Here is a 15,201-nt window from a genome sequence, read left to right as displayed (position 1 = left end):
TTCTCCCTATATTTTTTTGTCAGAAAAAATAAAACTATTGATTTTTTAAAAAATAGCCCATATAATAAAAAACAACAAGTTTCGACAAGATATTTTATAAAAGTAATGATGAGGACATGAGTTGTATTTTACGATTCTCAGAGAGGGGAGCCTTAGGCTGTGAGCTTCCTAATACGAAAAGACAAGCTTACCACCTCTAAACTTCAAGAGTGAACTGCATGCATGATGCATTGTAATTCTTGACGGATAAAACCGTTATCAATTTACACGAGCTATAAAATGAGCTTATTTTGCTATAAATTCATTTTATTAGAATAAGGGTGGAACCACGATTTCAACACTCGTCCCTTTGTTAGGGACGGGTGTTTTTTGCGTTCTTTTACGGGGAAGTATGCTTGAAAGAGGATATGTGACGGATTATATTTCAGAATATTTTGTCAATTAATTATTTTAGGAGGTTAGTAGAAATGAAATCATCTTTAAAGTTTTCAGAGATGTTTGCAATAAGTTTAATGTTATTTGCACTGTTTTTTGGTGCAGGTAATATGATTTTTCCACCAGCGTTAGGGCAAGGTGCTGGAACGGACGTATGGATCGCGCTGTTTGGTTTTATCGTAACAGGCGTTGGACTACCTTTATTAGGCGTAATTGTTATAGCTTTAAAGGGAGATATTAATGAGCTAGCAGGACGTGTACATCCTATATTCGCACTTGTTTTTATCACTGCCATTTATTTATGTTTAGGCGTATTCGTAAGTGTGCCGCGTACAGGAACAGTAGCTTATGAGATGAGTGTTGCACCGTTTTTACCAAGTGAGATAGCAGGTCAGTCATATCCACTTGTTATCTTTACACTTATTTTCTTTGCAGTAACTTTCTATTTAGCTTTAAATCCTTCGAAATTAGTGGGGCGTATTGGTAAAGTGCTAACTCCAATATTATTAGCTGTTATTGCAATTATCGTAGGTAAAGCACTTATTACACCAATTGGAGAATTTGGTGCACCGACAGAAGTGTATAGTGCTCCTCTCTTTAAAGGATTTATTGATGGATATTTAACTTTAGATGGACTTGCAGCACTTGTATTCGGAAATGTTGTAATTCATGCGTTAAAAGAAAAAGGCATTACAAATAAAAATAGTATTGCAAAAGTAACAATCTTTGCAGGATTTATTGCAGCGCTTGGTCTACTACTTGTGTATTTAGCGCTTGCTTATCTTGGAGCTTCTAGTGTGTCACTTGGAATGGGCGCAAACGGAGGAATTATTTTAACAAATGTCGTGAAGCATTTATTTGGCAGTTACGGAACTTTATTACTAGGGATCGCAATTACAGCAGCATGTTTAACAACTTCTGTAGGTATTGTTGCAGCTTGTGGTGATTACTTCTCTTCCTTATTACCAAAGCTTTCTTATCAAAAAGTCGTTTTCATTTTCTGTGTATTAGCATTTATGGTAGCAAATCTTGGGTTAACTCAGTTAAATGCATTAGCATTACCAATCTTAATCGCTATTTATCCAATTGGAATCGTACTTATCGTATTATCACTTGTTGAAAACTACGTTCGTCTTCCATTAGCGATGTATGTGGGGGGGATTGTAGGAGCATTTGCAATCAGTTTCTTTGATGGGTTACACAATGCAAACCTTCAAATTGCAGCGCTAGCACCTATTTTAGATAAGATTCCATTATATAGTGTAGGAATTGGTTGGTTAGTTCCAGGCATAATCGGTATAGGATTTGGTTATATAGTTTCTAAGTTTCAAAAGCAGGAAATTGCTGTAGAAAAATAGAGAAAAGAGGCTTTCTATAATAGAAAGTCTCTTTTTTTGTAGAAAAAGCCATATATAGAGAAATTCAGATATTAAAAATTTTATACGTAATATAGTTGACAAAAAATTTATGAGTAGGCTAAGATTGACTTAGTTGTGGAAATATTGGAAGGGAAGTGAGGGATAAGGGGTTTCTATAACTATAGTGTTGTTATGGGAAGAGGTGAAAGAAGGGGCGAAGAGATAGTTTATTTTTTTTGATTTATATTGAGAATGATAATCAATAAAAAAGTTTTATAATTTTTTCTCAGTTTCTATGCCTTTGTATAAGGAATAGGGTGAGATATTATTTTTAATATTCAATGAGAATGATAATCAATAATACTTATGTTACATAAAAGAATGCTAATTAAATAATAGGTAAAAGAGATTATTTTTTTCTTATAAATTGAGAATAATTATCATTTTCAAAAAGTGAAATGAAAGATAACCAAGGAGGAAACAAGAAAAATGAAAAAGGTTTCTGTATTACCCGCTTTTATTATAACGTTCGTATGTATGCTAGCTTTTCTTGTAATGCCATACGGAAATGCTTCAGCAAAACTAGCTGATGGTACTTACGATATTAATTACGTAATTCAAAAAGCGGAAAATGATTCAGCTTCAATGGCAAATGACTATTTTGAAAAGCCAGCAAAATTAGTAGTGAAAAACGGTGAGATGAGAGTACAAGTTCCGATGAATCATAGTGCTTGGATTACAGAATTTAAAGCACCAGAGAACGGGAATTTTGTTGATGCGAAAGTTGTTAGTAAAGATGAATCGGCAGATAAAAGAACAGTAGAGTTTAAAGTAGATGATTTATCCAAACCGGCAGCTGTAAAAATTCATGTTGTTGTACCAAATGCAAACTATGACCACCACTACACAATTCGTTTTGCTTTTGATGCAAATGTAAAAGCTGTAGGTGGCGATAACGGCGTAGCTGCTACTACAAAAAATAATGATCAAGCGAAAACAGATACACAAGTAAAAGAAGAGAAAACAAAAGTAGAGAATAAGGAAGCAGCTAAAGAAGTGAACAAAGAAACAAAAAATGAAAATGGAAAAGCTGAAAAAACAGATAACCCAAAAACAGGCGATGAAGCACGTATTGGATTGTTTGCAGCGTTAATTCTTATTTCAGGTGCTTTCTTAATTCGTAAAGTGAAGTTGAGTAAATAAATCTTTTGAAGGGTGATGAATATATGTTTAAACAATTTAAAATGATTATTGCCGTATTTGCTGTTTTATTTACGTTTATCGCAACACTAGGTTTACAAGATGCAAAGGCTGCTACAAAACTAGCTGATGGAAAATATAATATTGCTTTTACTGTATGGAAAGGCGATAAAGATGAATCGTCTAGAATGAATAGTTATTTTGAAAGCCCAGCAACATTAACAGTTAAAAATGGAAAACAATATGTTTCATTTAAAGTGAAAGATAGTGCTTCTATTAAAAGTTTCCAAGTAGAAAAAGATGGTCAATTTGTAGAAACAACCGTGTTAAGTGAAAACAAAAAAGATAATACTAGAGTTGTAGAATTTGAAGTTGCTGACTTGTCAAAAAAACTAAATGGCAAGGTGAAAATTAATATTCCAATTATTAATTATAATGCTTCGTATGATATTCGCTTTGTATTTGATGGGAATAGTATTAAATAATTTTCAAAAGGGAGAGTCGTTCCATTGAACAGGTATACAAAAATTATTGTTGCTATGTTTTTAATGATATTTACATTCGTATCAACATTACAACCACTTGCAGTTCAAGCAGCTACCAAGTTGGCTGACGGTGAATATTCAATTGGCTTCAAAGTTTTAAAAGATACATCAGATGAAGAATCAATGATGAATCAATATTCAGTAAGCCCGGGAACTTTAAAAGTGAAGGATGGGAAAAAGAAAGTATCCTTTACATTAACGAATAGTTCATGGATTACGAAGTTTGAAACAGAAAAAGCAGGTAAGCTAGTTGCGACAAATGTAATTAGTGAAGATAAAGAAAAAGATACAAGAGTAGTAGAATTTGATGTAGAAGATGTAGAGAAGGTATTAAATGCAAAAGTAAAAGTAGATATTGATTTTTTAAATTATCATCATGAGTACGACGTTCGTATTGCATTTGATCAAAATAGCATTACACCAATTCATGTAGAAAAACCAAATGAAAAAGAGGACCCAGCTAATAAGCCAGATCCAAATGAAACTACCGATCCAGGTCAGAAGCCCGACCAAAAGCCTGACCCAGATCAACAACCAAATTCTAACACAATTACAGATGGTGCGTACAGCATTCCATTTAAAGTGTTAAAAGATCAAACAGATGAAGAATCTAAGATGAATACTTACATGGTAAATCCAGGAATATTAAAAGTAGAAAACGGTAAGAAAAAAGCAATTGTAACATTAAAAAGTAGCTCATTAATTAAAAATTTCCAAACGGAAAAAGATGGCGCATTTGTTGATGCAAAAGTAGTGAGTGAGGATAAGGAAAAAGATACAAGAGTAGTAGAGTTTGAAGTAAACGATTTGTCTAAAAAACTAAATACAAAAGTATTTATCGAAATGGCATCAAGAAATTATAAGCAAACGCATGATGTACAACTTTTATTTGAACAAGATAAACTTGAACAAATTAAAAATGAAGAGAAACAACCAGAAGTAGAAAAACCAGAAGTAGAAAAACCAGAAGTAGAAAAACCAGAAGTAGAAAAACCAGAAGTAGAAAAACCAGAAGTAGAAAAACCAGAAGTAGAAAAACCAGAAGTAGAAAAACCAGAAGTAGAAAAACCAGAAGTAGAAAAACCGGAAGTAGAAAAACCAGAAGTAGAAAAACCAGAAGCAGAAAAACCAGATGCTGAAACAATTAAAGATGGTGAATACAGCATCAATTTTAAAGCGTTAAAAGATCAAACAGACGAAATTTCAATGATGAACACATATACAAAAAGTCCAGGTGTGCTAAAAGTAAAAGATGGTAAGAAGTATGTATCATTTACGTTAACGAACAGTTCTTGGATTACAAAATTTGAATTTGAGAAAAATGGTTCGTTTGTTGATGCAAATGTAATAAGTGAAGATAAAAAAGTTGATACACGCGTAGTGGAAGTAGAAGTACCAGATTTATCGAAAAAGTTAAATGCAAAAGTAAAAGTAGATATCGATTCAATGAATTATCACCATTTTTACGATATTCAATTTGCATTTGATAAAGGTAGCATTAAGCCGTTAGATAACCAAGGCGGAAACAACAACCAAGGTGGAAACGACAATCAAGGCGGAAACAACAACCAAGGTGGAAACGACAATCAAGGCGGAAACAACAACCAAGGTGGAAACAACAATCAAGGCGGAAACGACAATCAAGGCGGAAACGACAATCAGGGTGGAAACAATAACCAAGATAATAACACAACAATTGATCCAAAAGCTCTTAAAGATGGTGAATACAGCATTGGCTTTAAAGTGTTAAAAGATCAAACAGATGAAATCTCAATGATGAACACATACACAAAAAGCCCAGGTGTATTAAAAGTAAAAGATGGTAAGAAATACGTATCGTTTACATTAACAAATAGTACATGGATTACGAAATTTGAATTTGAGAAGAATGGTTCTTTCGTTAATGCAAAAGTGTTAAGTGAAAATAAAGAACAAAATACAAGAGTAGTAGAAGTAGAAGTAAACGATTTGTCTAAAAAATTAAATACAAAAGTAAAAGTAGATATTGATTCAATGAATTATCACCATTTCTACGATGTTCAATTTGTATTTGATCAAGACAGTATTAAAGCTTTAGGGAATCAAGGTGGAAACGACAACCAAGGAGGAAACGACAACCAAGGCGGGAATGACAACCAAGGTGGAAACGACAACCAAGACGGGAATGACAACCAAGGTGGAAATAATAACCCGAAAGTAATAGTTGATCCGAAAAATTTAGTAGATGGCCAATATGATATTACATTTAAAGTATTAAAAGATAAAACAGATGAGATTTCAAAGATGAATGACTATGTTGTAAATCCAGCGAAATTAATCGTAAAAGATGGTAAAAAATACATTGAGATGACGCTGAAAAATAGTGCGTGGATTACGAAATTCCAAACGGAAAACAAGGAACTATTCGCTGATGCGAAAGTAGTAAGCGAAGATAAAAATGCAAATACGCGAGTAGTACAGTTTGAAGTAGAAGATCTATTTAAAAAATTAAACGCAAAAGTAAAGGTAGACATCGATGAGATGAACTACCATCATTTCTACGATGTACAAATTCAATTTGATACAAATAATATCGGCGCGTTAGGAACTATTAAAGAGGAACCGAAAAATGAACCGAAAAATCCAGTGACTACACCGAAAGTAGATAATATAAAAACAGTAGGTACTCCTGATTTTAACCGAAATGCAGATGGTCAGAAGAAAAAAGAAGATACAAAAAATGATTCAAAAAAAGAGAAAAACTCAAAAACTGCAGATACAGCACAACTTGGTTTATACATGGTGTTACTGCTAGGTTCACTTGCTTTACTAGTTCGTAAATATAGAGCAGGTAGATTGTAATTTTTGGAGTCTTGATGCATGTTCGCGTGCATCAAGACTTGTTTCATATTGTATGGAAGGGAGTGGTGATTGAGAGTGAAGAAAATCGTAAGTGTACTAATGGCTATCATTTTGTTAATGAGTATAGCAGGGTGCTCATCACCAAAAAAAGAAACAGCAAAGCAGGTAAAGAGTGAGAGTAAGGAGCGCGTTGTTGCAACAACAGTGGCTGTTACTGAAATTATGGATGCGTTAGAAGTAGATTTAGTCGGTGTTCCAACAAGTTCTAAAACTTTACCAAAGCGATATAAAGGTTTACCTGAAGTTGGGAATCCAATGAGTCCAGATATGGAAAAGGTAAAGTCATTAAAGCCTTCAGAAGTGTTATCTGTGACAACACTTGAATACGAATTAAAGCCAGTTTTTGATGGTGTGGGTATGAAAGCAACCTTTTTAGATTTAACGAGTTTAAAAAATATGCAAAGTTCTATTAGCGATTTAGGTAAGAAATATGGACGTGAAAAACAGGCTGAAGCAGTAGTAACTAAGTTAGATAAAAAGGTTGCTAGCATTCAAAAGGAAGTAAAAGGAAAGAAAGAACCGACAGTGCTTATTTTATTAGGTGTGCCGGGAAGTTATTTAGTAGCAACAGAGCATTCTTATATTGGAGATTTAGTGAAACAATTAGGTGGTAAAAATATTGTGCAAGGTGAACAAGTAGAATATTTAGCTTCTAATACAGAGTATTTAAAGAAAGCCGATCCAGATATTATTTTACGAGCAGCTCATGGTATGCCTGATGAGGTTGTAAAAATGTTTGATAAAGAATTTAAAACAAATGATATTTGGAAACACTTTGCTGCGGTTAAAAATAACCGTGTTTATGATTTAGAAGAGCGTTTATTTGGAACGACAGGCAATTTAGCAGCAATTGAAGCTTTAGATGAATTGAAAAAAATGATGTATCCGTGATGCATTTTAATATAAAGGAAGAGTAGAATGAATAAAAAAACTTGGAGTTTCCTCATTGTTACTGCATTGCTCATTGTTATGACATCATTGTCAGCGATGAAAGGGAGTTTAGAAGTAGGTATTGTTGAACTTGTACAAGGGATATTTACAGGTGGAAATGAAGATGTTGAAGTCATTAAAGATTTACGTTTCCCGCGTATTATTATTGCGCTGTTCACTGGAGCGGCTCTTGCTGTTTCAGGGGTGCTTTTTCAAGCTGTTATGAAGAATCCACTCGCTGATGCTGGGGTAATCGGTATATCTTCAGGAGCAAGTTTTATGACACTCGTTATTATTACTTTGTTCCCGCAATTCTTTTTCTGGACCCCCGTATTCGCCTTTTTAGGTGGTGCGCTTGCGTGTTATCTCGTTTATTCGTTTTCATGGAAGTCAGGGTTAAGCCCACTTCGCATTATTTTAATTGGTATTGCTATTAATGCGATGTTTACTGGATTAAATGAATCATTCGTTACGATTTGTGGGTATTTTATTAAAAGTATTAAGCAAACGACGACTTCTAACATAACAATGAAGACGTGGGGCGATGTAGAAATAATGGTGACTTATGGAACGATTGGTCTTATTCTTGCTCTGTTCGTAGGAGCTTGGTGTAACTTATTATCGCTACAAGATAAGACTGCGAAAAACTTAGGCTTGCACGTGACGAGAGTTCGTCTTATTATTTCTGCCATTGCAGTACTCTTAGCGGCAGTATCAACAGCGATTGCAGGTGTTATTGCTTTTGTAGGATTACTAGTTCCGCATATTTCAAGACAATTGGTCGGTTCAGACCATAAAGTATTAATTCCATTTTCTGCTCTTGCAGGGGCGTTATTAATTTTGACAGCGGATACGATTGGAAGGTTAATTGTGCCACCTAATGAAATTCCAGCAGCAACAATTATGGCGGTTATTGGTGGTCCATTCTTAATATTCTTGCTTAGAAAGAGTGATAAAGTTCATGGAAATTAAAAATGTAACCTTTTCATACGATAACGTAACAAATCGTTTAAAGTCTGTTAGTAGTGAAATAGAAATTGGGAAAATTACAACAATCATTGGCCCGAATGGATGCGGGAAATCAACATTACTTAGTGTCATGTCTAGAAATCACGTTCCTAGCAGTGGAGAAGTAATACTTGATGGGAAAGCGATTAGTGAATATAAACCGAAAGAGCTTGCTAGAAAGCTAGCAGTTGTCCACCAACAAAATGAGGCTCCAGCAGATATTACAGTGGAAAAGCTAATAAGCTTTGGACGTATGCCATATAAAAATATTTTCTCTCCGCAAACAGATGAAGATAGAGAAGCGATAGAGCGTGCACTAGTATGTACGAATTTACAAAGTAAGCGTGATAAGCCAATCTATGCTTTATCCGGTGGAGAGAGGCAGCGAGTTTGGATCGCAATGACATTAGCTCAAAATACACCAATGATTTTCTTAGATGAACCGACAACCTATTTAGATATTTACTATCAGCTAGAAATATTAGAATTAGTGAAAGAGTTAAATGAAGTGTATGGATTAACGATTGTAATGGTATTACATGATATTAATCAAGCCATTCGTTATAGCGACCATATTATCGTTATGAAAGATGGAGAGATCATTACGAAAGGTAATCCTAATGATGTAATAACAGAAGAGATGGTTAAAGCAATATATGGTGTAGATGTCATTGTAAAGCAGGATGAAGATACTGGATTGTATATGGTACCTATGGGAATCTAAAGGCTGAGTATAATCCGTTTTGAGGTGATAATTTGAATAGCAAGAACGGACGGAAAAAGAATTCTTTTTTTCAACGCATACTTACAATTGCGTTTTTAGGAGTCTTTTTCTATTCAATGTATGAGTTGGGTGGGATTTTCATGGATTATTATGAAAATCGTAAAGTAATGGCTGAGGCACAACATATTTATAAAAGAAGTCCAATGGAAGAAAAATCGGAAGACGGAGAGGTACGTAAACAGTTTCAGGATCTCCAGAAAATTAATCCAGAGATAGTCGGATGGATTACGATGGATGATACACAAATTAATTATCCAATCGTTCAAGCAAAAGATAATGATTACTATTTGTTTCGTAATTATAAAGGTGAAGATATGAGAGCGGGAAGCATTTTTATGGACCATCGTAATGATGTGAAATCTCAAAATCGAAATACGATTTTATATGGCCATCGTATGAAAGACGGTTCTATGTTTGGTAGTTTAAAAAAAATGTTGGATGAAGACTTTTTCATGTCCCATCGTAAATTATATTACGATACATTATTTGAAGGATACGACGTTGAAGTTTTTTCAGTATACACGACAACAACGGACTTTTATTACATTGAAACGGATTTTGAAAATGATGCAGCATATACATCGTTCTTAAAGGAAGTTCAAGAAAAATCACTGTACAAAACGGATACGGAATTGACGGCTAATGATGAAATCGTAACACTTTCTACTTGTGACTATGCGCTTGATCCAGAGGCTGGAAGGCTAGTTGTACACGCAAAGTTAGTAAAAAGAAATTAAAGAAAAAAGTATAGAATATGAGAAGTGATAGATAACGCTTCTCATATTCTATACTTTAAAAAAGAACTGTTTTTACTGTGCTGCAGCCATTGGCATACGTACAACTTTTACATCATAGTAAGCAATTTTATTATCAAGAATATATTCTGGCATTCCACCTTGATGTGAGTGAGCATCTTTAAATGCGGCGCTCTTTGTCCAACCTTGGAAATCTTCTTTTGCATTCCATCGAGTGCTAATTGTTACCTCATCATAATCAACTGTATTTTGCGTTAAAAGAACTTCTAGACCTAAAAAGCCTGGCATCGTTTCAACTTTACCTACTTTATTAAAACGCTCAATTAATTTATGTCCATTTCCCTTTGTAATTTTAGCTGTATTTGTAACAATAATCATGTTTATTCCTCCTATAAATGTAGCTATATTTTCAAGAACTCATATACATTAAATGATAATGAAAATCATTATCATTGTCAATGGTAAATGTGAAATATATAATTTTTTTCTATTATTTTGGACAGTGAGATTTCCATTTCAAAACGTAGTAAATATGTGGCGGTTAAGTGCGAGAATAAGCGAGTTGTACTAGCAAAGCAATAATATGGTATAGTGAAACGAGGCTGTTTTTTCAGGCTTGTTTTTTAAATGCTTCCTATAGAGAAAGCATGCAAATGGAAAGGAAGTTATTATATGCAATCAGAAGTAACTATAAAAATAAAACCGAAATTTATAAAAGAAATTAAAAGTGGATATCCACTTATTTTAAAAGATGCAATTCAAAATTTAAACGATGTTCGTGAAGAAGGGACAATCATCAAAGTAGTAGATGAGAAGAACAACTTTGTCGGAAAAGGTTATTATGGAAAACAAAATAAAGGATACGGCTGGATTTTAACGAGAAAAGAGAGTGAACAAATTAATCAATCTTTCTTTGAAAGTAAAATCAAATCTGCCTTACATAAACGAAAACAATTTTATAAATCAAGTGATACGACAGCATTCCGCGCCCTAAACGGTGAAGGTGATGGTCTTGGCGGACTAATTATCGATTATTATGACGGCTACTACGTAGTAAGTTGGTATAGTGAAGGGATTTATACTTTCAGAGATGAGATTATAGCAGCTCTGCAAAAAGTAGCAAACTTTAAAGGCATTTATGAGAAAAAGCGTTTTGATACGAAAGGGAAATATATTGAGGGTGATGATTTCGTAGCAGGAGAGCGCGGTGAGTTCCCGCTTATCGTAAAAGAGAACGGTGTGAACTTCGCTGTTTATTTAAATGACGGGGCAATGGTTGGTGTATTTTTAGATCAACGTAACGTTCGAAAACAAATTCGTGACAAATATGCAAAGGGAAGAACAGTGTTAAATATGTTCTCTTATACAGGTGCTTTCTCTGTATTTGCAGCGCTTGGCGGAGCGAGTAAAACGACGAGTGTTGACCTTGCAAATCGTAGTTTAAGTAAAACAATTGAGCAGTTTAGTGTCAATGAAGTTGATTATGAAGCACAAGATATTATTGTAGAAGATGTATTTCTTTACTTCAAATATGCAGCTAAGAAAAAGATGAAATTTGATATGGTTGTACTTGATCCTCCAAGCTTCGCCCGATCAAAAAAATATACATTTAGTGCAGCAAAAGATTATAAAAATTTATTGAAAGAAACAATTGCTATTACAGAAAATAATGGTATTATCGTTGCTTCTACAAATTGTAGTGCATTCGATATGAAAAAGTTTAAAGGCTTTATCGATACAGCCTTTAAAGAAATGAATGGCAAATATAAAATATTAGAAGAACATTCTTTACCAGAAGATTTCCGTACCATTGATCAATTTAAAGAAGGAGACTACTTAAAAGTAGTTTTCATCGAGAAAATTAAAGGTTAATAAAGAAAAGGAGCTCGAGTTTACTTGAGCTCCTTTTCTTATTGAACGATATTTTGTACTCTACCGACTTGCCCGTCCTGCAATCGCACTTTAATGCCATGTGGATGGGAAGGGGAGTTTGTTAAAATATCTTTTACAATGCCACGTGTTAATTTGCCTGTTCGTTGATCTTGTTTTAATACAATATCAACTTCAAGACCGGGTGCGATATTAGAACGTTTTTGTCCGTTCATTTACACACCTGTACGTCTACGTTGGTTGTTTGTCTTCTTTGTTTGTTGGTTTTGTAATTTTTTCGTTTCTTGGTTTTGATTTTTTGCATTTTGACCATTTCCATTTCCTTGCTTTTTCTTAGCAAGTTGTTCACGCATTAAATCAGCTAAGCTTACTTTTTTGTTTTCTGACATGATAAGTCTCCTTTATATAAAGTTAATTATGAACTATCGTAGTAAATTTCATCATATCATTGTTATGGAAGGAAGGGAAGTTGGTTTGAAAATTCATATTATTCTTCACAGTGTTCATTCGTTACGATACAATTAGCATGTTAATGTTTGTAAAAAGGGGATAGACATATGTCACATCATATTTTATTAGTGGAAGATGATATTTCAATTCAAGAGATGGTGGAAAAGTATTTAATAAAAGAGGGCTTTCAAGTTACAATCGCGTCTGATGGAGAGGAAGGCGTGAACACATATTTAAAAGGTTCATTTGATTTGATTATCCTCGACATTATGATGCCGAAGCTAGATGGATTAGAGGTTGTACGTATTATTCGTGAAAAAAGTGCAGTTCCGATTTTAATGATGTCAGCAAAAGATACAGATGTTGATAAAGCTGTCGGATTAGGACTTGGAGCAGATGATTACATTTGTAAGCCGTTTTCTATGATTGAATTGGCTGCACGTGTAAAAGCAGGTATTCGGAGGTCTACGAAATACTCGGCTACAGAAACTATAGAAAAAATGATTCAAATTGGTGATTTAACAATTGATGCAATTAATTTTACTGTAGAAAAAAACGGGAAGCCTCTCAAACTTACTTTAAAAGAATTTGAGATTTTAAAGCTATTCGTAAAGAACCAAAATCGAGTATTTACAAAAGCGCAAATATATACGTTAGTTTGGAATGAAGAGTATTACGGTGACGATAACGTTATTAATGTTCATATGAGAAGATTGCGTGAGAAAATCGAAAGTGACCCATCTAATCCAGAATATATTAAAACGTTATGGGGCATCGGCTATAAGCTGGAAGTAATGTAATATGATCAATTTGTTAATAGGTATTATTTTTATATTGTTATGTGTTATTTATATGCAATATAAAATGAGAAAAAATAGTAGTGAAAATTTACGATACACATATGAAAAGTTAGAAAGTATTGTAAATGACAAAACAGGCGAGACGTTACTCGTTATGACAGATGATCTAGAATTGCAAAAATTATTAGTGGCAATTAATCAATTATTAGATGCAAAACAGAAAACGAATGCAGATCATGCAAAAGTAGAAATTTCGATGAGAAAAATGCTTTCAAATATTTCGCATGACTTGAAAACACCACTAACAGTTATTCTTGGATATACAGAAATGTTAAATAAGGATAAAACGATAAATAAAGAAGAACAACAAATATTACTTGAAAAAGTGCATACGAAAACACTAGAAGTGATGGAGTTAATTCATAAGTTTTTTGACTTGGCAAAATTAGAATCTGGTGACAAAGCAATTGAAATGACAAAAGTAAATATGAATGAAGTTTGCCGCGAGAAGATTTTATCTTTTTATGATTTAGTGACGACGAAAGGTTTTCAGGTTCATATTGATATACCAGAAAGAAATATATACGCACTTGGAAATGTAGAAGTATTAGGTAGGGTATTGAATAATTTAATATCAAATGCGATTACATATGGAGACGATGGAAAGGCACTTGGTATGACGTTAAGAGATGATGACACGAGTGTGTATATAGACGTATGGGATAAAGGAAAAGGGATTGATGAATCTCATATTGATAAAGTATTTGAGCGTATGTACACACTTGAAGATTCAAGAAATAGATTGTACCAAGGAAGCGGTCTAGGATTAACGATCACGAAACGGCTTGTGGAAGCGATGGACGGAAAAATTCACCTTTCTAGTAAACCGTATGAAAAAACAATTTTTACAATTGTATTAACAAAGATGCAGTTTTAGCTTGTAGAGCAGTAGATTCTACAAGCTTTTTTTCAGCGTAAGGAATTTGTAAGAAACGGGTAAGAAAAAAGAGATTTCCGTTGTCTATTATAGAAATATAGAGTATTGCGAAAGGGGAAAGTAACATGACATATATATTAAAAACAAATCAGTTAACGAAAGTGTTTAAAGGGAAAGAAGTTATTTCCAGTGTTAACATGCATGTGAAAAAAGGAGAAATTTACGGTTTTTTAGGACCAAACGGTGCTGGTAAAACAACGATTATGAAAATGATTACAAATTTAATAAAACCGACGAGTGGTGATATTGAAATCTTCGGTGAGAAATTAACAGATACATCTTATGAAGTATTAAAAAGAATGGGGACAATTATTGAATACCCAATCTTTTATGATAAATTAACGGCGAAAGAAAACTTAGACCTGCATTGTGAATATATGGGCTACTACGATAAAAATGCAATTGACCATGCTTTACATTTAGTGAAACTACAAGGGATAGATAATAAAAAAGTAAAAGATTTTTCATTAGGAATGAAACAACGACTCGGTATTGCAAGGGCAATCGTGACAAAGCCAGAATTGCTCATTTTAGATGAACCAATTAACGGTTTAGATCCAATTGGTATTAAAGAGTTACGAGAGTTATTTAAAATGCTCTGCAAAGAATATGGCATTACATTATTAGTTTCTAGTCATATTTTAGGTGAGATGGAACTAATGGCGGATACAATTGGTGTGATTCAAAATGGAAAACTAATAAAAGAAGTTTCAATGAAGAGTATTAACGGAAAACAAACAGAGTATATTGAAATTACTGTTCCTGATGTGAAACGTGCAGCTTATATTTTAGAAGATAAACTTGGTATAAAAAATTACAAAATAATGAGCGGAAACATGATTCGGGTTTATGAAGTGGCGGTGACACAGCAAGCCATTTCAAAAGCACTTATTATGAACGATGTGGAAATTGAAAGTATTAATAAGAAACATAGTTCCTTAGAAGAATATTTCTTAAATGTAATGGATGGAGAAGGTATTCATGCTTAATGGACTGTGGCTGAACCTGGTAAGTGGATTTATCGTAATGCTAATAAGTGGAATTTTATATTATAGAAAACCAGAGCGGAAATGGTTGTTAATTCTACTAGTGATAGGAACGTTAAGCTTCGTTACTGCTGGAATTAGAATGTTAGCAGCATAAAGACA

Annotated in this window: 16 protein-coding genes and 1 other annotated feature; of the genes, 13 read left to right on the top strand and 3 right to left on the bottom strand. The window is 33.6% G+C overall.

All coding sequences use genetic code 11. The features are described 5' to 3' along the window. The first annotated feature begins 96 nt into the window (after positions 1-96). Positions 97-352: a binding site (T-box leader), on the top strand. 115 nt (positions 353-467) lie between these two features. The 8 genes from brnQ6 (at position 468) to srtB (ending at position 9,898) form a co-directional block, all read left to right on the top strand. Then, entirely contained in the window at positions 468-1,793 is a 1,326-nt protein-coding gene (brnQ6, locus tag JFU02_RS14005; protein WP_098315818.1) for a branched-chain amino acid transport system II carrier protein BrnQ6, read from the top strand. A 489-nt stretch (positions 1,794-2,282) separates the two neighbouring features. Further along, positions 2,283-2,996: a heme uptake protein IsdC gene (gene isdC / locus JFU02_RS14000; protein WP_061666232.1), complete on the top strand. Its 714-nt coding sequence runs from the start codon at positions 2,283-2,285 to the stop codon at positions 2,994-2,996. Between the two features lie 23 nt (positions 2,997-3,019). Continuing rightward, positions 3,020-3,478 carry an NEAT domain-containing protein gene (locus JFU02_RS13995; protein ID WP_000476164.1) on the top strand — a complete coding sequence of 153 codons (459 nt, stop codon included), beginning with the start codon at positions 3,020-3,022 and terminating at the stop codon, positions 3,476-3,478. A 24-nt stretch (positions 3,479-3,502) separates the two neighbouring features. Continuing rightward, the gene (locus tag JFU02_RS13990) at positions 3,503-6,379 is read left to right on the top strand and encodes an NEAT domain-containing protein (protein ID WP_201071150.1); all 2,877 of its coding nucleotides are present in this window, start codon (positions 3,503-3,505) and stop codon (positions 6,377-6,379) included. Between the two features lie 69 nt (positions 6,380-6,448). Beyond that, positions 6,449-7,330, top strand: a complete 882-nt coding sequence (gene isdE / locus JFU02_RS13985) for a heme ABC transporter substrate-binding protein IsdE (protein ID WP_001264110.1) — start codon at positions 6,449-6,451, stop codon at positions 7,328-7,330. A gap of 27 nt (positions 7,331-7,357) precedes the next feature. Continuing rightward, the gene (locus tag JFU02_RS13980; RefSeq protein ID WP_001036848.1) at positions 7,358-8,341 is read left to right on the top strand and encodes a FecCD family ABC transporter permease; all 984 of its coding nucleotides are present in this window, start codon (positions 7,358-7,360) and stop codon (positions 8,339-8,341) included. Next, positions 8,331-9,101 (top strand): ABC transporter ATP-binding protein, encoded by a 771-nt coding sequence (locus JFU02_RS13975; RefSeq protein WP_061666235.1) that lies wholly within the window; start codon positions 8,331-8,333, stop codon positions 9,099-9,101. Before JFU02_RS13980 ends, JFU02_RS13975 begins: the two co-directional genes overlap by 11 nt. A gap of 32 nt (positions 9,102-9,133) precedes the next feature. Then, positions 9,134-9,898 carry a class B sortase gene (gene srtB / locus JFU02_RS13970; RefSeq protein ID WP_061666236.1) on the top strand — a complete coding sequence of 255 codons (765 nt, stop codon included), beginning with the start codon at positions 9,134-9,136 and terminating at the stop codon, positions 9,896-9,898. A gap of 72 nt (positions 9,899-9,970) precedes the next feature. Here the strand turns inward: srtB and isdG are convergent, their stop codons facing one another. Next, a complete protein-coding gene (gene isdG / locus JFU02_RS13965) occupies positions 9,971-10,294 on the bottom strand; it encodes a heme oxygenase (RefSeq protein WP_000587818.1) in 324 nt (107 codons plus the stop codon). Between the two features lie 294 nt (positions 10,295-10,588). Between isdG and JFU02_RS13960 the strand changes: the two genes are divergently transcribed. Next, positions 10,589-11,788 (top strand): class I SAM-dependent rRNA methyltransferase, encoded by a 1,200-nt coding sequence (locus JFU02_RS13960; RefSeq protein WP_061666237.1) that lies wholly within the window; start codon positions 10,589-10,591, stop codon positions 11,786-11,788. Positions 11,789-11,826: 38 nt separating this feature from the next. On the opposite strand, the gene JFU02_RS13955 is transcribed toward JFU02_RS13960, so the two are convergent. Beyond that, entirely contained in the window at positions 11,827-12,021 is a 195-nt protein-coding gene (locus JFU02_RS13955; protein ID WP_001014310.1) for a YwbE family protein, read from the bottom strand. Continuing rightward, the gene (locus tag JFU02_RS13950; RefSeq protein WP_001293576.1) at positions 12,022-12,195 is read right to left on the bottom strand and encodes a hypothetical protein; all 174 of its coding nucleotides are present in this window, start codon (positions 12,193-12,195) and stop codon (positions 12,022-12,024) included. It lies immediately after the preceding gene. A 168-nt stretch (positions 12,196-12,363) separates the two neighbouring features. On the opposite strand from JFU02_RS13950, the gene JFU02_RS13945 reads away from it, so the two are divergent. The 4 genes from JFU02_RS13945 to JFU02_RS13930 all read left to right on the top strand — a co-directional run bounded on the left by JFU02_RS13945 (position 12,364) and on the right by JFU02_RS13930 (position 15,196). Next, positions 12,364-13,056 carry a response regulator transcription factor gene (locus JFU02_RS13945; protein ID WP_016080130.1) on the top strand — a complete coding sequence of 231 codons (693 nt, stop codon included), beginning with the start codon at positions 12,364-12,366 and terminating at the stop codon, positions 13,054-13,056. A 1-nt stretch (position 13,057) separates the two neighbouring features. After that, complete coding sequence (locus JFU02_RS13940) at positions 13,058-13,993, top strand: HAMP domain-containing histidine kinase (RefSeq protein ID WP_086405863.1); 936 nt, start codon at positions 13,058-13,060, stop codon at positions 13,991-13,993. A gap of 125 nt (positions 13,994-14,118) precedes the next feature. Further along, positions 14,119-15,042, top strand: coding sequence for an ABC transporter ATP-binding protein (locus tag JFU02_RS13935; RefSeq protein ID WP_016080132.1), 924 nt, complete (start codon positions 14,119-14,121; stop codon positions 15,040-15,042). Continuing rightward, on the top strand, positions 15,035-15,196 hold the full coding sequence (locus tag JFU02_RS13930; RefSeq protein WP_016080133.1) for a hypothetical protein: 162 nt from the start codon (positions 15,035-15,037) through the stop codon (positions 15,194-15,196). The genes JFU02_RS13935 and JFU02_RS13930 overlap by 8 nt, the downstream gene beginning before the upstream one ends. Positions 15,197-15,201 lie beyond the last annotated feature (5 nt).

This window comes from Bacillus sp. TH13 (genome assembly GCF_016651175.1).
GTDB classification, from domain to species: Bacteria; Bacillota; Bacilli; order Bacillales; family Bacillaceae_G; genus Bacillus_A; species Bacillus_A thuringiensis_S.
Note: the sequence above shows the minus strand (reverse complement) of the source record. Positions and strands in the feature narration are given on the sequence as shown.